Genomic DNA, 18,309 nt, shown 5'->3' on the forward strand with positions numbered 1-18,309 from the left:
GACGCGCCGACGCGCCGACGCGCCGACGCAAGTCGCCGAGAGACGCTGGACCTTCTGCGTTGTAGCGCGCCGCGAGCTCTGTCGCGAATTTTTCTCGCGGGTCGGTTGAGGCTATGATCACCAGGCGTGGGGCAAGCGGAATAGTGCGATGATCGATTTCAAGGGCAGCCATTTTGAACGCGACGTGATCCTGTGGGGTGTCCGCAGGTATGTTGCGTATCCGATTAGCTATCGTCAACTCGAGGAAATGATGGACGAGCGCGGCGTCGAAGTCGACCATTCCACGCTCAACCGCTGGGTCGTCAAGTATGCGCCTTTGCTGGAGAAACAGTTCCGCGCTGGCAAGCGCGCTGTCGGTTCGAGCTGGCGTCTCGATGAGACCTACGTGAAAGTCAAAGGCTGCTGGAAATATCTGTATCGGGCGGTCGACAAAGCAGGCGCGACGGTGGATTTCCTCCTGACGGCAAAGAGGGACTGCAAAGCCGCGTTGCGCTTCTTTCGCAAGTCGATTGGTCAGCATGGTGCGCCGGAGAAGATCACGATCGACAAGAGCGCCGCCAACACGGCGGCGATCGAAAGCTACAATGCGGAGCATAAAGCGGACATCGAAATCCGCCGTATCAAATATCTCAACAATATCGTCGAACAGGACCATCGAGCGGTGAAGCGAGTGACGCGACCGATGCTGGGGTTCAAATCATTTGGATCAGCTGCAGCGACGCTTTCTGGTATCGAACTGATGCACATGATCCGAAAGGGGCAGCTGCGAACGACGGGCGAATTGCGTCCAGCGCAGAAATTCTATTCCCTCGCCGCGTGAGCGGCGTCATTTTTACTCACCCGTCGCGCCCGTAGATAAAATTTGCGACACAACCGCTCATGTATCGACCCGCATTATTTTTGGTTTGAATTCGAAGGCTGCTCGATGCTTGTGCTCAAGACGACTCGGATCACTTTGGTGCGTATTGCATGATGCCGTTTCCGAACGACCAATCTTCACGTCCATTGTCCAAAAGCACGATAACAATATCCTCTTTTCTGACATTTTGTTTCCTGTGGATGTCGTCGACGATACGCGCATAAAATTTCTGTTTTGTGTCAACGGACCGGCCTCCCAGCCAGATGATCTCGATGAACATAATATTGGTTGAGTAATTGGCTCCGAGATACCCCTCGGTAGGAAAAATGATTTCGTCGGCGTCGTGCCGCGTGACGATCTGGAATTTGTCATGCATAGGAACCTTGGCGACTTCGACCATTGCATCGCACACGGCGTCGCTGACTGCTCGGATCAAATCGCTCGAGGCGTTCTTGTTTACGTCGATGCGAACTAGTGGCATTTCAGATTCACTTTCCTGTTTAGGGCGAAAGATTCCGCAGGACGATCTCGCGCGCGACAGAGAGATATTTGCTTGGCATGCCGAGGGAGCATGCGTCCGATGCAAGTCTCCCTCGCTGCTCATCTATCGAGAGGAACTAGGTCTCACGGCGCGTCTTCGATCTGATCCAGCAATTCCGTTATCCTCGTCACCTGCTGGAGGAGAATTCCACCGACTCCATGGGCGAACCAAACGCCGGTGACAAAGCCCCAGTGGATCGGAACAGCGAAGAATTCCTCGCGGAACCAGAAGGTATGACCCCATTCGTTGAATCCGACGCTCACGAAGATCATGAACGGACCGACGACCGCCAGCGTGAGTGGCACAGAGATTCCCTTTGCGAACAAGGGGAGTCTCGTTCGTGCGTAAATCCAAGCGGAACCGCCCATCAGGATGTAGAATGGAAAGTTGAAGTAGAATTCGATGATATGGTTGGCCGTGAACGGCGTGTCACGAACCGATACCTGATGCCAGGAGTTGTCCTGTTCCGCGAAATAGCTGCCCGCCCAATAGACAGCGAACGTATAGATGCTGATCCACATCGTGAGCGTGAAGTATCGTGTGATCTCCTCTTTGGGAGCGATCGCCTCAAGGTCGCGATCTCGGGTAACCCAGAGATATCCCCACAAGGTCGGAAAAACCACGGCGAGAAAAGCGCCTTCGAGGTAGAGAAGCCGCATCCAATGCTCTTCGAATGCGGGCTCGCTCGAATCGAGCCCGGTCGATATGCCGTATGCGCCCTGGTAGAGTCGGAAGCCGACATAGATGGCACTCATGACTGCGAATGTCGCGAGGTATTTGAGAATATCTCGAAGATACCACGGCAGGCCGGCTGTCTCACGGATCGGCGTGGACGACGCCGCTCGAGGTACGAAAGTCATGTCAAGTCTCCCTGGTCGAATTACACGTCGTGGCTCGCCGCGTGTCAGTTGAATTTTGGGATCACCGGAGAAGAGACGCTGGCGATGTGTCTCGCACCGGTTCCGTCTTCGAAAAAGAGAAGTCCGCCGATACGGCTGTCGGCGTCCCGCACGAGACCGTCGAGCCTTTCGGTCTGCCACAGCGCGTCGGTCGCGGTCATACGAATCATTCGCGATTCACCCGGCGCGAGAGGTTCGTCCGAATCGAGCGTCAGACCGCCCTTGGCGATATCGGCGTCGCTGCGGCCTGCGAGCTCCTTCATGACGCCATCTTTCCTCGGCGAGAGAAAGCGCAGATTGGCGGTCGCGAATTCCGTGACGCTGACCGGTTGGTCAGATCTGTTGTGAACGAGAGCGAACAGTGTGACTGCCCGGCCCGGAACATTGAATTCCGTCCGTTGGACCCGTACGCTTACGGGGCCGCCATTTACGACTTTGGGCAGAGGTTCGATTTGATCCAATGCGGCTTGCAACGGGATGGCGCTTGAGTATCGGCGGTCCGTGATCAGGTTGGCCGCGAGGACGATCGCCGGTACGCCGATGAGAATCCCGAAGGCGATCTTCGTATCCAGCGCGGAAATCAGTTCGGAGGCGCGTCCGTCTCGAACCATTCTGAAGCGCGGCAAGAACAAAGGTCGTCTCACCCACCAGACGAGCCATGCGGACCCTATGACGATCCAGAGAACGTGCCAGGCAACGCCGTTGGCGAGCCCATAAGTCTCCATATCGATCACCGAACCGTCGAGGGCCTTCACTTCGTTGACGAAGGCCGACGGCACCCCTGAAATTTCGATCCACTCTCCCGGCCCCATGACTGGGCCCGCATCATGCAGGTTGAAAAACGGATGGATATGGAAGCGTCCCGGCACACGACCTTTGAGGACGACCTTGAACTCGTAGTCCCCGCCCAGTTTCAACGTGAATGAGCTTACCGACGGTTGTCCGTTTATGTAGCGTTCCGTGCGAACCATCACGGGGCCAGGCGCCGACACATTGAGATATGTCACGTCTGGTTTCGCCACGCCGCGCGGCCAGTCCTCGGCGACGTGGAATTTGCCCGTCATCACAATCTCTTCGTTGACGGCAAGCTTGGTCTTCGACAACTCCACGTCATAGAATTGCACGGTCCGCATTCGAACGAAAGGCTCCAGCGCCTTTTCGCCGTGGGCGAGCGCCCCATTCGGCCATAGAACGGAGGTGATCAAAGTCAGGCCGGCGCCAGCCAGGAGATATTTCAGCATGTTTCTCATGGACGAGGCTCCTCAGATATTTTTGACGTATTTCGTCGTCGCGAAGGCCTTACCGAGCCACCACCACAATGGGTACATCAGCGTGCAGAGAAGAGCGGAGCAGAATGCCGACAAGGGCGTCGCATACTGACCGTAGGTGCGCAACGTGCCCCTTTCGATCAGGCGAAGATACTCGGGCGTGCCCGCGCGGATGTATTCGAAGCCGAACAGGTCGGCCACGGTGAGCTGCGCTCCACCGTACTCGACAGGAATATGAAACATCGCGAAGATCGGCCAATTGCTCGGATAAAAAAGCAACGCGAACGCCATGCCGCCGAAAATGCTGGTGACTGTCAGGCTGTTTGTCAACATGAGCACCGCATCGAGCACGAGGGCGCTCGGCAGCATCGTCGCCGGAAGAACCTCGTTGATCGGAAAAAAATTCCACAAATGATAGGCGAAAAATCGAGCGATCCATGTGCCGATCAACAGACAGGAGATGCAGAGAGTGGCGCCGAGAGGCAAGCGGAAGTTGGGCCACAGAACCGCTTGCACCGCGGCCGGGAACGTGATCATCATCAAAGGAGTGATAAGGGGCCACCATTGGCGATCTTTCCAGTCGATCCAAAAGTCCCAGTCGCCGACCGTGAGGGCGACATGAAGGTGAAAGGCGCCGATGAAAAGAAAGAGCGCCAACACTAGGACCAGGTAGTCATAAGCCCGACTCAGCCGCGCCTTTTCACCCGTGTATGGTGTAGCTGGCGCTTTGAGGGTGGTAACAGTCATCTCGCTCTCCTGCCCAGACCATCGAGGCCATTTTGTCTTTGTGTGTCCGCGTTCGAAGGCGAACGTCTCGCGAACACTATTCAGAGTCCTCCCGGACGAAAAATGATCAAATTCGATGAGGGCATAAGCGAAATTCACTTGGCGGTCGGGGGCCTTGCACCCAGTCTCGTCATGCGATCGAAGCATCCCTCGGAATGCAGCGAAGGACACGATGTCGGAACTCAGAAACTTCGATCTCAATCTGCTGATCACTTTCGACGTCTTGATGGACGAGCTGAGCGTCTCCCGCGCCGCCGAGAGAATGTATGTGACGCAGTCGGCGATGAGCCATGCGCTTCAACGGCTTCGACAGCAATTCGACGACCCCCTTCTCGTGAGAGCCTCAGGCGGCATGAGGCCGACCGAGCGTGCGCTTTCATTGGCTGGTCCAGTCAAGGCTCTGTTGCGCGACGCGAATAGCTTGATTCAAGAGCCGGAGAATTTCGACGCGTCGGAAAGCCGGCAACGCTTCAATATCGCCGCGACGGATTACATGGATTTATTAGTTGCGCCTCTGCTTATGGAACAGATCGATTCGACGGCCCCCGGCGTCGACATTCATATCAAGCGCACGCAACAGCCGTTTCCGGAGCATGATCTCGAATATGGCGAGCTCGATGTCGTTCTCGGTTTCGACGCTGTTTTGAAGCCGCCGACCCATCTGGTTCGTGAAAAGCTATTCGAGGATCGCATGGTGTCGGTCGTCAGACGAGGGCACCCGAAGTCGGGCGTGAAAGACCTCACTCTCGACGACTATCTCGCGATGAAGCACATGTTGATATCGCGTACCGGAACCCGATTCGGCGTCATAGACGATTGGCTCGCCGAACGTGGCTTGTCGCGCCGGGTCGCGTTGACCGTCCCACACTTTTTGTCGGCGCCCTTGATAGTGGCCCAGACTGATATGGAATTGTCTTTGCCTGAACGAATCGCCAATTGCTTCATGTCGCAGGCTCCGTTGACGATTTTATCGCTTCCAATCGAGTTGCCGCGCTATGATCTCGTCATGGTCTGGCATCCTTTGCGCGAGCGTGACCCCGCGCATAGATGGCTGAGGGAGCAAATCGCGTCGGTCTGCCGAGTGCTCGAATCATCGAAGATCTAGCCTTCTCATCGCCCAGGCATCCCCTCGGCAAGCGCTTTGACGTCGATCAGAAGGTAAGGAGGCTTGGATCGATCGGCCCCTCCGCTCAAAGCTGCGGATCTGTGGAGCTGATTCACGACGGCGTACAATTTTCCCGTAGGGCCGAAAGCCAATGAATCCACCCATGCGAGTTCGGGACCTTGCACCAGTCGGAAATAGCTGCGGTCGGTCTTGATCACGCCTATGGCGTTGTCCGCGAGGTCCCCGAGATAGATGTTGCCATCCTTGTCGATAGTTATGCCGTCACAAATGGGCTTGGCGCTGTACCGCTCCACCTTTGCGGCCAATGCGCTTTGCTCGAGGTTTTCGTCCGCGAGGTCTGCGGCTTTGATACGATAGAGGCTCGTCCCATGCATTGGGCCGAAATAGACCCATTCGTTCGCGAGATCCTCGGTGATCGGATTCACGCCGATTCGCGGTCGCGAGAGGCGTCCGGATGCGTCTTTGGTCTCGATTGGTCGTCCATCGATCACGAGATCGCGACTTTCGGGGATGACGCTTGCATGTCCCTCCAATACGCGGCGGGACGCTCCGGTCGCCAGATCGACGACGATTATGGCTGCGTTTGCGCCTCCGGCGGGATCCGCGATGAATATCCTATTGTGCCGACGATCCACAGCGAAGTCGTTCACGAAGGCGTTTTTCGGAGCGATAGGTTCGGGGAGATAAATGACGCTGTGGAGCTTGTTCTGGCGTGTATCCCATCCGACGAGCTTTGGCGTGACGCTGCTTCGCATTCCATTGTCCAGCATCCACACGACGCCATCTACGTCGGTGCGAATGCCGAGAACCGAGTCCAAGGAGAGTCCCGAGCGCCGGCTCCTATCGTTCAGAGCTTCGCTCGGGAACGGCGTGATCGAGCCGTCGGCGCGCCACTCCACCACCGAAGCGCTGGGCTCGTAGAATTGATGCTGGCTCATTACAATCTTGCCGGCGGGCGTAGCTGTGACGTTTCCCGGGGCCTGTTGGAGCAAGCCGATTACGGAAACTCTATCCGGCGCTTCCGCGAGCGCGCCAGAGACGCCGAACCAACCGATGACGGCGAGCGTCAGCAATTTCTTCAATGCCTTCTCCATCCTGTATGAGTGGTGGATATCGTAGTTAGATGAGCGGCAGAACCGGAAATGAATTCTTTTGATCGCGGGGTGAAGGCTATTCATTTCCGGGTCGGTTGTCGGTCGATGAAGATTGCCTCGGCTGATCAATCGTCGTCGTCCGACCTCTACAAGATGGACGCTGAGTGCGTCTGGCGGAACCCGCATCGGGATAGAGGGGAGAAGTTTCGAGATGATCTGGGGACATCTCCGTGCAGGCGATCGAGAGTGGAGAGGATCGCATTTTCCTCTATCTGCGTGAGAATGAAGTCGGCATGGGTCTCGATCCTCTGCGAGCGACGGTCGCAGGCCATATTCGCCGTGCCGACCTCGCCAGTGATCACGACGCGCTTGGTCTAACGCACGGCGGTCGGCCCACCTATATCGAACCGCGCGCGGCCTGACGGCGCAACATCCCGCCCCTGATCGCCTCCCGGGCCCTTCGCGCCGGCAATGCCCATCGGCGCTTCGCTTACGATCCGTGCCGCGTTATCGAATCGGCATGCTCGGATGATGCGCTAGGCGTCCAGAAAGGCTCGCGCTTGGCTCACGAAAAGTGAGTGGTGCTGGAAGAGGGCGCCGTGGCCGGAGTCGGGATACAGAATGAGCTGTGCATTGCTCATCGCCTTGAACATCGCATAAGCGTTGCTCGCTGGCAGCATGGTGTCGTGGCTGCCGCTCACCACCAAGGCTGGGCTGCTCGATCGCGCTCAGGATCGCGTGCTCAGGGTCGGGCGTTGCGCACCAGGTGATCAGCGCCTTCGCCTGCGGATCGGTTACGGCGCTGCCGTTGTCGGTGTCCCGATCGTCCTTCCGGGCGTAAACTCGATCGAGAAACGCCCTGCCAGCGGCTTGGCTCGTCGCCGATCGGGTGAAGAACAGCGGCAGCCGCGGATCCGGCGCTTCGGTGTGGGAGAACGCCTCTTCGAGAACCGCCAGCAAATGCTCTTCGCCGCCCTGTGGCGCTGTGCCGACGAGGATCAGCTTCTGGACGAGGGAGCCGTGTTCGGCCGCGATCTGCTGAGCGACGCAGCCGCCGAGCGAGTATCCCAGCAGATCGACTTTCGAGAAGCCGAGAAGGTCGAGAAATGTCATGGCGTCGCGGGCCATGGCCGCAACACTGTCCGGCGTCTCGCCCGTGGAACGGCCGACGCCGGCGTTGTCGAACGCGATCACCGGACGATCCAACGCCAGGGCGTTCACGACGGCGGGATCCCATGCGTCGATGTTGCCCGAGAAATGCTGCAACAAGACCAGTGGCGTTCCGGTCGAAGGGCCGAGCCGGCGATAGGCGAAGCGGATGCCGCCGCCTTCGACGTAACGTGTGGGCGCGGTTTCCAGCGTCGCGCGCTCGGATGTCGCTGCATCGAGATCGGTCATGTCATCCTCCGGTTGGTCAGGGAAACATAAGCGGACTGCGTCCGTGTCGATTTCACGCGACAGCGCCTCTTGCGCGCTCCGCCAAAGCGCGGAGCTTGGCGTCGAGCTCGAGAGCCGCAGCGGATACGTCTTCGTTGTGGAGCCGGCTCATCAGAGATGACAGCAGATCATAGGCTAGGCGAACTTCGCCCGTCGACGTTCGGAAGATCACGACTCTGATCGGGACGTTGAGGCCGACGCCGGAGTCGTGCGTGATCATGGTCTGCGCGATCAGCGGGTTGCCGATGACATACGAACGAATTTTAGCGTCCGTGCCCATCCTCCCCATCCAGGCGCCGTGATCGTTGGTCAAGAAGCGCATGAAGCCGCTTCGACCCTCGTAGCGCCTGATGCGCGTCTCGAAGTCGGTGCGACTCGTCGCCGCGGCCACCTCCCTTGGAATCGCGCCGTCCTCGACACTGCCGAGCTCGGCCTCGAAGGCGGCGACGACATCCTCGAAGGAGCGATGGCTGACATGCTCATAATGCTCGACGGTGAAGCTATCGATCATGGCCGCCTCATGGTGGTTATCGAGACCATTCGCGTATCTCCCTTGCCGACGCCGCCAGACGAGCGTGATGCGCCCTTGTGCCACGATCATCGCAATGCCCACGCGACCGCGTGGCGCCGCCGTCGCGGGCGGCTTCTACAATGTGGGCGCTGGCTGCACCTCGCCGACGCAGTCGCCAAAGCCGATCCGAGCGAAACCATCCTTCGCGCAATAGCCGGACAAGGTGACTGTGTCGCCGTCTTCGAGGAAGGCGCGCTCCTCGCCGGCGCCTAGTGGCACGGGAGCGTTTCCGGCCTTGCCGAGCTCGCTCAGCGCCCCTGCCTCCCCTTCGCCGGGGCCGGAAACCGTGCCGCTGCCGATCACATCGCCGATCTGCAAATTGCAGCCGTTCACCGTATGGTGGGCGATCATCTGCGCCACCGTCCAATATTGGTGACGAAAGCTGGTGACCGACACGCGCCGAGGCAACCGGCCGGCCTCTCGCTGACGCGCCGTGCCCAAGCGGACTTCCATTACGATGTCGAAGCCGCCGGACATTCGGTTCCGATCGCTGTCGAGATAGGGCAGTGGCGCGGGATCGCCCTCCGGGCGTGGCGCCGCCGCGCGAAACGGCGCCAGCGCCTCCAGGGTGACAATCCACGGCGACACGCTGGTCGCGAAGTTCTTCGCCAGGAACGGTCCGAGCGGCGCCTGCTCCCAGACCTGGATGTCGCGGGCCGACCAATCATTGAGCAGGCCGATGCCGAACACCTTGTCCTCGGCCTCGTCGATCGGAACCCGTTCGCCGGCCGCATTGCCCTGGCCGATGTAGATCGCCAGCTCCGCCTCGTAGTCCAGCCTTTGACATGCCCGCAGCTGCGGGACGACCGCGCCAGGAGGCTTTGCCTGCCCCAGGGGTCGGCAGACCGGACGCCCGTTGACGCCGATGCTGGAGGCCCGGCCGTGGTAGGCGAGCGGCATCCAGCGAAAATTCGGCGTGACCAGATCGAGGCCCATCGCCCTGCCGATATTGTCCGCGTGAAACAGCGAGGTATAGAAATCAGTGTAGTCGCCGATGTCGGTCGCGACCTTGAAAATCGCCTCCTCCCGCGGAACCAGACACGCGGCCACGGCGTCGCGCCCCGCCGGCGGAGCGCCTTCCTTCAAGAGATCGAACAGGCCGTGGCGCAGCGCTCGCCAGGCGATGGGCCCGAGCCGGAAGAGAGCGTTCAGGGACGGCGAGACGCAGGCTTGCGCGGCCGCGGCGGCGGCGCCCTCGAGCAAGGCGGCGTCTCCGAGCGCATGCAGGTCGACGATGTGATCGCCGATTGCGACGCCGCCCCGCCAATGATGCTGCTCGCCTGCGCGTCGAAACACCGCGAAAGGGAGATTCTGAATCGGAAAGTCGCCGTCGGGCCGGTCGGCGCCGGCCACCCAGCTGCGTGCGGCCGGGTCGTGTGTGTGGTTGATCGCGATCATGGTGACCTCAATCGAAATCGCCCGTGACGCTGCGGCGGCTCAGAAGGATGCGTCGGTCCTTCAAGCTTTGGATGGCTTCGGGCGCCACATTAGCTTCCGCGCAGATCTCGGCATTGTGCTCGCCCTGAAAGGCCGGAGCGCCCGGCGCCGGCAGCTCGGCGCCGCTGAAGATCCATGGAGCGCCCGGCATCGGCGTCGTGCCGCCGTTGCGGTCGTCGACCGCGACGATGGCGTTCCATTCCCTGGCCCAGTCCGTCTTCGCGAACTCGGTGATCGAACGGACTTCGCCCACTTGGGTCTGCAGCTGCGCCAGATCCTCGAAGGTCAGGATCCAGGCCCGCACCTCGGCGAGGAGGGCTTCGAGGTTGGTCCTCCGGAGCCGCGCCGTGGCGAACCGCGGGTCGACCAGCAGATCCGTCCGCCGCATCATTCCGCAATAGCTCACGAACATTGGCGTGTAGATCGGGCTGGCGGCGATCGTCAGCCGTTTGCCTCCGGGCAGCTCGTAGATGTGGGATTCATTGGCCGAAAGAGCGATCGGCTCGCCCTCTGTGTCGATCTCCGACAGCAGGGCGCCGGCGCGCTCGTTGACCGAGAGCATAGTGGCGGCCATCGAGACGTCGACGTGCTGGCCTTTCCCGGTCTTGTGCCGGTGCTCGAGGGCGGCGAGCACCGCGATCACCCCCTGCAGCCCGGTATAGACATCGGCGTGACTCGCGGCGTCGTTCATCGGCGCGCCGAGAGCGGCGCCGTAATGGGCGTGGACAATCGAAGTATGGCCCGTCTCGCATTGCACCGTGGGAGCGAAGGCGGGCCGGCCGCGCCAGGACGTGGATTGGCCGTAACCGCTGATCGACACATAGACGATACGGGGATTGTAGGCGCTCACCTCTGCGTAAGAGAGGCCGAAGCGCGCGAGCGTGCCCGGGCGGAAATTTTCCACGATGATGTCGGCGTGGCGGCAGAGCTCCGTGACGATCTCCCGCGCCTCTTTCCAATTGAGGTCGAGGCTGAGGTTGCGTTTGCCGGCGTTCTGCTGGACGAAATAGAGGCCCATGTCGCCAATGTGCGGCAGGCCCTTGCGACCGATGTCGCCCGACGGGGGCTCGATCTTGATGACGTCGGCGCCGAGGTCGCGTAGCGCCTTGGTGCAATGGGGACCCGCGAGAACGCGGGTGAAGTCGATAACGCGCAGGCCTTGGAGGGGCGCGGACATCTCAGTTTCCCTGGTAGACGGCCGTGCCCGGCCCGGTCTTCAGGAACGCCTCGATCCCGCGTTTCCGATCCTCGGTCGCCCAGGTCATCTCGTTGATCTCGACTTGGCGCCGGTCGGCTGCGGCAACGCCCGCGCGCGCCGATTCATTGGCCAGCATCTTTATGCCGCCGAGAATCCGCGTCGGGCCCGCGGCGAGCTGTCGGGCCCAGGTCAGTGAGACGGCGCCGAGCTCGTCTTCGGGAACGACCAGATTGATGACGCCCCACCGCTCGAAAGCCTGCGGCGAGTGGCGGCGGCCGAGCATCGCGATCTCCTTGGCGCGCGCGACGCCCGCGCGCTGCACCAGGCGCTGAGTGCCGCCGAGCATCGGGTGAAGGCCGACCGCGACCTCGACTTGGCCCATGAAGGCGGAGTCCGCGGCCAGGATCATGTCGCAGGTCAGCGCGATCTCCAGGCCGCCTCCCAACACGCCGCCGTTCAGAGCGGCGATGGTCGGGACCGGGACGTTCTCCAGACCCTCCATAAGGGCGGCGAATTTGACGGGATCTGTGTGTATGACCGTCGTGACGCCGAAGGTCTCGACCTCCGCGCCCGCGCAGAAATGGCGCAGGGCGCTGCGCAGCAGAATGGCGCGCGCGCCGGCCTCGACCGCCGCCCGATAGGCGGCGACGAGAGCTTCGAGCATGGCGTCGTCGAGAAGGTTGTGCGGCGGCTTGGTCATCGTCACCACGGCGACTGCGCCGTCGAGCGTCCATTGGACGGGCGCGTCGGCCGCCGGCGTTCGGGAGTCCTGGACGGCGGTCGACGTCATTCCCTGTCTCCCTGTGCTCCACAGTCGCGTTGCCGCCGACTGGAACGCTGGCGCTTCGCCTCGCTGCGTCGCTGGGAGGGAGAGTGCCGGCGAACCGGCGAACCGGCCATGTCCGACTCTGCCAATATTCGTATTCGAAACTGCCAGTCAGACCGAGCGTCGCGTTTTCATATTCGCTGCTCGTCATGCCCTCGCGACCATCGTTCGCGCAGGGGAGCATAACGGGTCAGATCACGCCGAGCGTAAGGCTTCCTGGCCTCTATTCGGCGTTGGAGAGGGTCCCGTCGGGCCCCGCCTGCAGGCCGCCGCGATAGACGCTCGGCGCATGTCCCGTCCACTTCTTGAAGGCCTTGCGGAAGCTCGTCGCATCCGCGAAGCCGACGCGTTCGGCGACCTCTTCGATCTGCAGCCTCGTGTTCTCCAGATATTCGATGGCGATCGATCGGCGCAGGTCGTCGATGATTCCTTGATACGACACGCCGCTCTCCGAGAGCCGCCGATGCAGTGTGCGCAAAGAAAGGCCCAACTTGTCCGCGATGTCCCGGGCGGGCGGAAATTGCTGCGAGCTGTTTAGGCAGACCACGCGGATCTGTCGCGCCAGATCGGCGCCGCCGGTCGTCTCGGCCAACACCCGATCGCAGAATTGCTGGCACACCTGGGCGGTGATCGGGTTGGCGTTCGGGCAGGCTCGATCGAGGACGGCGGGGTCGAAACGCCACTCCATGGTCTCGCCGCCGAACTCGATCGGGCAATTGAACATCCGCTCGTAGAGCCGCCAATATTGCGGGCGCGGGAAGGTGAAAATCATGCGCTCGGTCGGAAAGGGCGCTCCCAGGACGTGGCTGAACAGCGACGTCATCGAGCTGCGCCAGAACTCGGCGGCGAAGGGCAGCAAGTCGCCCAGCGCCTCCACGCCATGGCTCCGCAGAATGGCGGTGTTGTTTTCGATGCTGAAGCTGATCTGCCTCACCGCCGGCCCCGCCATGGTCACATGTTCGACGGAGAGCAGCAGCGCCTGGCCGAAAGTCGCGCTACTGACCATGGCGTAACCGTAGATGCCGTAGTCGCTCAGCCGCTGCCGCGCGCCGGCGAGCAGGCCGATCTCCGGTCGCGTCGCCAGTCGGCGGGCATTGGCGTAAATGGACAGCCGCTGGCGGTGGGACATGCGCGCTTTTGGGTCCTCCAACTGGCGAGGCTGGATGCCCGTCCGCGCGAAAAGCTCTTCGACGGAGACGCCCTGCGCGCCTAATTCCGCGGCGAGCGCGCTCAACCCGAGCAGGCTTTGCGTCGGAGCGTCGTGGTCGTCCGGCAGTGGATGCACGATCTTGATCGCTTTCAACGATCCCTCCTCCTCGTTCGGACATTGGCGCGAATTGACCACCTCTTCTGCCGCCGCGCAACGGGCGTCCCGTCGTCGGCAGGCCGATCAGAGGCTCGACGGGACACGCCAAATCGACCGACGCCGCCGAGTTCCCCGGCGCGGCCCGTGGCACGTTCGAACGCCTAGATTGGCACAGTTCGACGTTATTGACGACGACGCGAACGCCTAAGCTCCGCGACGAGACAGACAAACAAGCGCTGCAAGAACCATCGTGGCTCGATCACAATGACGGAGGAACGCATGGCCTACGAGACTGTGAACCCGGCGTCGGGAGCGCGCTTGAAGTCCTTCGCCGATATCTCCGAAGCGGCGCTCGAATCGGCCGCCGCCGCCGCTCAACGGGCCTACCAGACGGACTGGCGCGATCGCCCGGTAGCGGAGCGAGCTCGGATCCTTTCGAAAGCGGCGGCGCTGCTGCGGGAGCGAGCGGATGAATATGCCGGCTACGTCACTCTCGAGATGGGCAAGCTTTCGGGAGCGGCCATGGCGGAGGTCCAGCTTTCCGCCGCGATCCTCGACTATTACGCCAGCCACGCCGAGGAATTCTCGAGGCCGAAGACCTTCTCCGGCTTCCCCGACAGCGTGCTCGAGACCCGCCCGATCGGAGTGATCCTGGCGATCGAGCCGTGGAATTTCCCCTACTATCAGGTGGCTCGCGTCGTCGGCCCGCAACTCGCCGCGGGCAATGTCGTGCTGCTCAAGCACGCCGAAAGCGTGCCGCAATGCGCGCTGGCGTTCGAGCGGCTGATGCGCGACGCCGGAGCGCCTGGGGGCGTTTTCACCAATCTCTTCGCCAGCATCGAGCAGGTCGGGCGCCTGATCGACGACCCCCGCATCGTCGGGGTGACCATCACCGGCAGCGAGCGCGCCGGCTCCGCCGTGGCGGAACGGGCTGGACGCAATCTGAAAAAGGTTGTCGCCGAGCTGGGCGGCAGCGACCCGTTCATCGTCCTCGAGGATGCGCCGCTCGAGTCCACGGTCGAGAGCGCCATCTTCGGCCGGATGTTCAACACGGGCCAGAGCTGCGTGTCGTCCAAGCGCATCATCGTGGTCGGCCAGGCGCGAGGACAGGCGTTCCAAGACGCCTTTGTCGGCGGCATGGCGAGACTGAAAGTCGGCGAGCCGACCGCGGAAGACACAGGGCTCGGGCCGGTGTCCTCGGAACGCGCATTGAACCTTCTGCTCGACCAGATCAGCGCCGCCAAGAAAGGCGGCGCCAAAGTCGTGATCGGCGGCGAACGCATCGCCCGGCCGGGCTTCTATCTGCAGGCGACGGTCCTGACGGACATCACCTCTGAAAACCCGGTTTGCTCGCAGGAGCTGTTCGGTCCCGTAGCGTCCCTTTTCGTCGTCGACACCGAGGAGGAGGCGATCGCCCTCGCCAACGCCAGCCCATTCGGTCTCGGCGGCTCGGTCTTCGCCGACGATACAGCGCGCGGCCGCGCGGTCGCCGATCGGATCGAGAGCGGAATGGTCTTCGTGAACCAGCCGGCCTGGACGACCCCCGAGCTGCCGTTCGGCGGCGTCAAGCGCTCGGGCTATGGCCGCGAGCTGTCGGAATTGGGCTTCGGTGAATTCGTCAATCGCAAGCTGGTCACCGTCGTTCCGGCTGGCTCCCCGCCCTGGGGACCGGTCCAATCCGGCTGACGCCTGCCTGGAAGGCGCAGAGCGCAGCCATAACATCGAGGGAGGAAGCGCAATGCCGCTATGGAAGGTCTACACTCCGGTCGGCGCCTATTCGGACGCCGACAAGGCGGAGTTCGTGGCGAAGATCACCGAAGCGTACGGCACGGTTCCCATTCCAGCGTTTTACGTCGTGGTCATCTTCGAAGAGGTGGCGGCGAATAATATTTTCGTCGGCGGCAGGCCGCACCCGAAGTTCGTGCGGTTCAAAATCGATCAGATGGCCCGAACGGCGAACGGCGCTGTGGTGAGAAGCTGGTGGGTTCACACCATCGATAGTTTTATCGCCCCTTGGGTCAAGGACCGCGGATTCGACTGGGAGGTCACTGTGGATGAGCTTCCCGCCGACCTCTGGTCGATTCAAGGCCAGATTCCGCCCCCCTTCGAGTCCGTTGCGGAGAAGCGCTGGATCGCGGAAAACAAGGTCAGCCCATACTCCTGTCACGAGACGATTCCGGCCAGCGGGAAGATTTGGAATGCCGGCGTCTCCGGCTCCTGAATGGCCGGCTCCGAGCCGATGTGAGATGCGCGGGTCGGCCGCTTCCCCTGCGGCCGACCTTCGTTTCCGCTTCAGAAACCGCGCCTGTCCCCTGCGGAGCTCGCTCGGCGCCGAGCTCGCCCCTCGAAGTCGAGATCGTCGGCGTCCTCATAAGTGCAGCAGATCGCAAGGTTACGGTCGCGGAAATTATCGATGAACGTATGGGTGACCGAGGGAGCCGACAAGGGCGATACGACGACGCTCGGCAAAACGCTGAGGACGGCGAAGGACAATCTTTCGGCTGTCGGCCTCGCGCCAGCTCTGCTTCACTCTCGGTGCAAATTAGAATCCTGCAAAGGCAGCATCTGCGCACAAAGGAGAAGTCCACCGTCTTTCCACGGCTGTCCGGTTCAAGCTGAGCACAGCAACAGCTCGTATTGGCGTGGATCTAGATCGCTTTTCGGCTGCGGCGCGCGCATGTCTCCGATGTTCTTGCGATGCATGAGATTGGCCTTCACGAGTCTTGCGAGATCGAGAAAGCCGCGGCTATTCTTTTCGATGCTTTGCGCGAGGCGCAGCAGCAAATGCGCGATGAGCGCGGCCGCAAGCTGAATGCGCACCGCATTTTGCGAGCGGCCCATCAGCCGCTTGATACGAAGCGTCTGTTTCATCAAGCGAAAGAACAGCTCTATGAGCCATCGGCGCTTGTAGAGGTCGGCGATCTCGTCCGCCGGCGCGTCGAGATCATTGCTGAGCAGCCGCAGCGTTTTGCCGCTGTCCGTCACGACCACGATCTCGCGCACCGCGTCGGCCATCGGGTTCTTGCGCGCCTTCGCCTGACGAGCGGGCAGAAAGCCGATCCGGTCGCTCATGACCCGAGCGCCCGGCGCCAGCGGCAAAGCCTTCGCCTCGCAAAGCGGCGTGTTGGTCTTGAAGCGCGTGACGATGCGGCAGCCGGCCGCGTCCAGCCGCGCCCACCATTCATAATCGTAATAGCCGAGATCGAACACATAGGTGGCGCCGGCCTCGATCGGTATCTCCTTCGCCGCCGTGATGTCGTTGACCCTCGCGGCGGTGAGCGAATGATAGACCGGGCGCCCGAGATCGGGATCGAAGATCACATGCGCCTTGGCGCCGCAGACATCGGCGGAGAACCGCGCCCATTCGCAGCCGACGCCGGAAAGATGCAGGCTGGTCGAATCGATGAGGCGCACGACGTCCGTGATCTCGCGCCGCGTCTTGCGATCGGTCTGCGCCACACGGCGGTTGGCGTCGGCGAAGGTCGAGCGAGCGGGAGCCCTGCCGCCGAGATGATAGAGCCGCGCCTGATGGCTGGACATCGCCGTCTCGATGGCGCGCAGCGACTCGGCGCCGGAAAACTGCGCATAGAGCAGCGCGATGAGCTGATGGCGTGTCGTGAAGCTGCGAACGAGGTCGTCGGCGCGATGCTGCGCGACGAGCGCGTCGAAGGTTTTCCACGGAAGCAGTTTGAGCAGCTCGTGAAAGACTGTATTTTTATGCCGCATGACGTTGATCTCCAATCCATGTCCCGACGAGTCGCCAAACTCAGGACTGGATTAGAATCAATGTCATGTGCTGGTACAACCAATTTTTGTGCCGGACAGCCGTGCCGTCTTTCCCGCCTTGTCGACGGCGCGATAGAGATAGACCCCGCGGCCCTTGATCTTGACGTAAGTCTCGTCGACGCGCCACGATCCGCCGACCTGGCGCGAAGCGGTTCCACCGCTTTTCGAACTCGGGAACGTAGCGCTGAACCCAGCGCATGATGGTCGTGTGGGCCAAAGACAAGCCGCGTTCGGCCATCATTTCCACGAAATCTCGAAAGCTGAGCTTGTATCGCAGATACCAGCGCACGCAGAGAACGATGATCTCGCGGTCGAAATGGCGGCCTTTGAAAAGATTGTCCGCACTCAGCATCACCCATACCCCAGCGTCTGGTTCCGCCCTCACGGATTATGTCCCGCTCACGCTGTTTGCATCAGCCCCCTGAGCCACGCGGCGGTCGACGCCACGGGGTGATCAGGAAGAACGTCGATGACTTGTCGCCGCTCGAGATCAACCATCACCGTTCCGTAGTTGATACCCTTCTTCCATGCCCAATCGTCGACGCCGACTACTTTGACATCGGCAGGCACAGCGCCCGCGCGCGCTTCGCTTAATCTCTCTCAAAATCGTGGTGTGACCGACCCGCATGCCAAGGCGACTTATCAGCCGTTCGGATGGCCGTCCGCCTACGCTATGCCCGAATAGGCGAACAACTCCCGCAAGGCGCGTCGTTTGTCGCGCGAACGGCGCTGCGCGCCCAGGAATGCGTTCGACGAAGATGCGCCGCTCGCAATTTTGATTGCCGCATCGCCAGCGTGTCAAGCGAACCCGAACGTCGACTGGCGTCCCCTGCGCGGGAAGATCTCGGAGTTTTCGATGATAGGAACTATGCCGCGAATTCGACTGCAGCCCGCATGCTGGACATATTGCATGCGGGTCGGCGCTCAGCGAGACCGCCCATTCCGCCTCCGGGCGCTCGACCGTTAGAATCTGCAAATTTGGCGCAGGGGCCCAGCAAATTGATGTTTTCATTCCGAAAGATGCGACATCTCGAGCCAAACCGCAACGATCAACCAATTTGCACCGAGAGTGAAGCGGAGCTAATTAGGAGTGAGCAGGACGCTTTGAAGCAACGCATCAGGCTCACGGTCACACGAATGCTCCATTTGACGCGGCGAAGCTAGAGCATTGTCCG

17 protein-coding genes and 3 pseudogenes are annotated in these 18,309 nt (G+C 61.4%); 4 read left to right on the forward strand and 16 right to left on the reverse strand.

Annotated features, from left to right (window positions below; all coding sequences use genetic code 11):
• Positions 1–148 precede the first annotated feature (148 nt).
• A complete protein-coding gene (locus tag AC6IY7_RS19575) occupies positions 149–820 on the forward strand; it encodes an IS6 family transposase (RefSeq protein WP_497783078.1) in 672 nt (223 codons plus the stop codon).
• 130 nt (positions 821–950) lie between these two features.
• On the opposite strand, the gene AC6IY7_RS19580 is transcribed toward AC6IY7_RS19575, so the two are convergent.
• Genes AC6IY7_RS19580 through amoA form a run of 4 tightly spaced genes read right to left on the reverse strand, consistent with a single transcriptional unit; the run spans position 951 to position 4,314 of the window.
• The gene (locus tag AC6IY7_RS19580; RefSeq protein ID WP_497783079.1) at positions 951–1,445 is read right to left on the reverse strand and encodes a tautomerase family protein; all 495 of its coding nucleotides are present in this window, start codon (positions 1,443–1,445) and stop codon (positions 951–953) included.
• Between the two features lie 38 nt (positions 1,446–1,483).
• A complete protein-coding gene (gene amoC / locus AC6IY7_RS19585) occupies positions 1,484–2,260 on the reverse strand; it encodes a bacterial ammonia monooxygenase, subunit AmoC (RefSeq protein WP_497783080.1) in 777 nt (258 codons plus the stop codon).
• Between the two features lie 44 nt (positions 2,261–2,304).
• The gene (gene amoB, locus AC6IY7_RS19590) at positions 2,305–3,549 is read right to left on the reverse strand and encodes a bacterial ammonia monooxygenase, subunit AmoB (protein WP_497783081.1); all 1,245 of its coding nucleotides are present in this window, start codon (positions 3,547–3,549) and stop codon (positions 2,305–2,307) included.
• 12 nt (positions 3,550–3,561) lie between these two features.
• On the reverse strand, positions 3,562–4,314 hold the full coding sequence (amoA, locus tag AC6IY7_RS19595; protein ID WP_497783082.1) for a bacterial ammonia monooxygenase, subunit AmoA: 753 nt from the start codon (positions 4,312–4,314) through the stop codon (positions 3,562–3,564).
• Positions 4,315–4,525: 211 nt separating this feature from the next.
• Between amoA and AC6IY7_RS19600 the strand changes: the two genes are divergently transcribed.
• Complete coding sequence (locus AC6IY7_RS19600; RefSeq protein WP_497783083.1) at positions 4,526–5,458, forward strand: LysR family transcriptional regulator; 933 nt, start codon at positions 4,526–4,528, stop codon at positions 5,456–5,458.
• Between the two features lie 5 nt (positions 5,459–5,463).
• Here AC6IY7_RS19600 and AC6IY7_RS19605 read toward each other — a convergent pair whose 3' ends face one another.
• The 8 genes and pseudogenes from AC6IY7_RS19605 to AC6IY7_RS19640 form a co-directional block, all read right to left on the reverse strand.
• On the reverse strand, positions 5,464–6,561 hold the full coding sequence (locus AC6IY7_RS19605) for an L-dopachrome tautomerase-related protein (protein ID WP_497783084.1): 1,098 nt from the start codon (positions 6,559–6,561) through the stop codon (positions 5,464–5,466).
• A gap of 251 nt (positions 6,562–6,812) precedes the next feature.
• Positions 6,813–7,006, reverse strand: a pseudogene (locus tag AC6IY7_RS19610) (IS630 family transposase); the annotation flags it as partial.
• A gap of 103 nt (positions 7,007–7,109) precedes the next feature.
• Positions 7,110–7,971 (reverse strand): annotated as a pseudogene (locus AC6IY7_RS19615) (alpha/beta fold hydrolase).
• A 52-nt stretch (positions 7,972–8,023) separates the two neighbouring features.
• Complete coding sequence (locus tag AC6IY7_RS19620) at positions 8,024–8,623, reverse strand: DUF302 domain-containing protein (protein WP_497783085.1); 600 nt, start codon at positions 8,621–8,623, stop codon at positions 8,024–8,026.
• A 33-nt stretch (positions 8,624–8,656) separates the two neighbouring features.
• On the reverse strand, positions 8,657–9,979 hold the full coding sequence (gene fahA, locus AC6IY7_RS19625; protein WP_497783086.1) for a fumarylacetoacetase: 1,323 nt from the start codon (positions 9,977–9,979) through the stop codon (positions 8,657–8,659).
• Between the two features lie 7 nt (positions 9,980–9,986).
• Entirely contained in the window at positions 9,987–11,195 is a 1,209-nt protein-coding gene (locus AC6IY7_RS19630) for a CaiB/BaiF CoA transferase family protein (RefSeq protein WP_497783087.1), read from the reverse strand.
• A gap of 1 nt (position 11,196) precedes the next feature.
• On the reverse strand, positions 11,197–12,006 hold the full coding sequence (locus AC6IY7_RS19635; RefSeq protein WP_497783088.1) for an enoyl-CoA hydratase/isomerase family protein: 810 nt from the start codon (positions 12,004–12,006) through the stop codon (positions 11,197–11,199).
• 259 nt (positions 12,007–12,265) lie between these two features.
• Positions 12,266–13,345 carry an AraC family transcriptional regulator gene (locus tag AC6IY7_RS19640; protein ID WP_497783089.1) on the reverse strand — a complete coding sequence of 360 codons (1,080 nt, stop codon included), beginning with the start codon at positions 13,343–13,345 and terminating at the stop codon, positions 12,266–12,268.
• A gap of 282 nt (positions 13,346–13,627) precedes the next feature.
• Here AC6IY7_RS19640 and AC6IY7_RS19645 point away from each other — a divergent pair, with 282 nt between their 5' ends.
• A complete protein-coding gene (locus tag AC6IY7_RS19645; protein ID WP_497783090.1) occupies positions 13,628–15,034 on the forward strand; it encodes an NAD-dependent succinate-semialdehyde dehydrogenase in 1,407 nt (468 codons plus the stop codon).
• Positions 15,035–15,086: 52 nt separating this feature from the next.
• Positions 15,087–15,569 (forward strand): tautomerase family protein, encoded by a 483-nt coding sequence (locus AC6IY7_RS19650; protein ID WP_497783091.1) that lies wholly within the window; start codon positions 15,087–15,089, stop codon positions 15,567–15,569.
• A 389-nt stretch (positions 15,570–15,958) separates the two neighbouring features.
• Here the strand turns inward: AC6IY7_RS19650 and AC6IY7_RS19655 are convergent, their stop codons facing one another.
• From AC6IY7_RS19655 to AC6IY7_RS19670, 4 genes and pseudogenes are all read right to left on the reverse strand, one after another.
• Entirely contained in the window at positions 15,959–17,074 is a 1,116-nt protein-coding gene (locus AC6IY7_RS19655) for an IS4 family transposase (RefSeq protein WP_497783092.1), read from the reverse strand.
• Between the two features lie 105 nt (positions 17,075–17,179).
• Positions 17,180–17,483, reverse strand: a pseudogene (locus tag AC6IY7_RS19660) (IS6 family transposase); the annotation flags it as partial.
• A 50-nt stretch (positions 17,484–17,533) separates the two neighbouring features.
• On the reverse strand, positions 17,534–17,704 hold the full coding sequence (locus AC6IY7_RS19665) for a hypothetical protein (RefSeq protein WP_497783147.1): 171 nt from the start codon (positions 17,702–17,704) through the stop codon (positions 17,534–17,536).
• Positions 17,625–18,146 (reverse strand): transposase family protein, encoded by a 522-nt coding sequence (locus AC6IY7_RS19670; RefSeq protein ID WP_497783093.1) that lies wholly within the window; start codon positions 18,144–18,146, stop codon positions 17,625–17,627. Before AC6IY7_RS19670 ends, AC6IY7_RS19665 begins: the two co-directional genes overlap by 80 nt.
• Positions 18,147–18,309: the final 163 nt, after the last annotated feature.

This window comes from Methylosinus sp. is20ea (assembly GCF_059718135.1).

Coding starts and splice junctions, on each gene's coding strand:
- AC6IY7_RS19575 (WP_497783078.1), top strand. CDS start 149: ATGATCGATTTCAAGGGCAGCCATTTTGAACGCGACGTGATCCTGTGG.
- amoC (WP_497783080.1), bottom strand. CDS start 2,260: ATGACTTTCGTACCTCGAGCGGCGTCGTCCACGCCGATCCGTGAGACA.
- amoB (WP_497783081.1), bottom strand. CDS start 3,549: ATGAGAAACATGCTGAAATATCTCCTGGCTGGCGCCGGCCTGACTTTG.
- amoA (WP_497783082.1), bottom strand. CDS start 4,314: ATGACTGTTACCACCCTCAAAGCGCCAGCTACACCATACACGGGTGAA.
- AC6IY7_RS19600 (WP_497783083.1), top strand. CDS start 4,526: ATGTCGGAACTCAGAAACTTCGATCTCAATCTGCTGATCACTTTCGAC.
- fahA (WP_497783086.1), bottom strand. CDS start 9,979: ATGATCGCGATCAACCACACACACGACCCGGCCGCACGCAGCTGGGTG.
- AC6IY7_RS19630 (WP_497783087.1), bottom strand. CDS start 11,195: ATGTCCGCGCCCCTCCAAGGCCTGCGCGTTATCGACTTCACCCGCGTT.
- AC6IY7_RS19635 (WP_497783088.1), bottom strand. CDS start 12,006: ATGACGTCGACCGCCGTCCAGGACTCCCGAACGCCGGCGGCCGACGCG.
- AC6IY7_RS19645 (WP_497783090.1), top strand. CDS start 13,628: ATGGCCTACGAGACTGTGAACCCGGCGTCGGGAGCGCGCTTGAAGTCC.
- AC6IY7_RS19650 (WP_497783091.1), top strand. CDS start 15,087: ATGCCGCTATGGAAGGTCTACACTCCGGTCGGCGCCTATTCGGACGCC.
- AC6IY7_RS19655 (WP_497783092.1), bottom strand. CDS start 17,074: ATGCGGCATAAAAATACAGTCTTTCACGAGCTGCTCAAACTGCTTCCG.
- AC6IY7_RS19670 (WP_497783093.1), bottom strand. CDS start 18,146: ATGAAAACATCAATTTGCTGGGCCCCTGCGCCAAATTTGCAGATTCTA.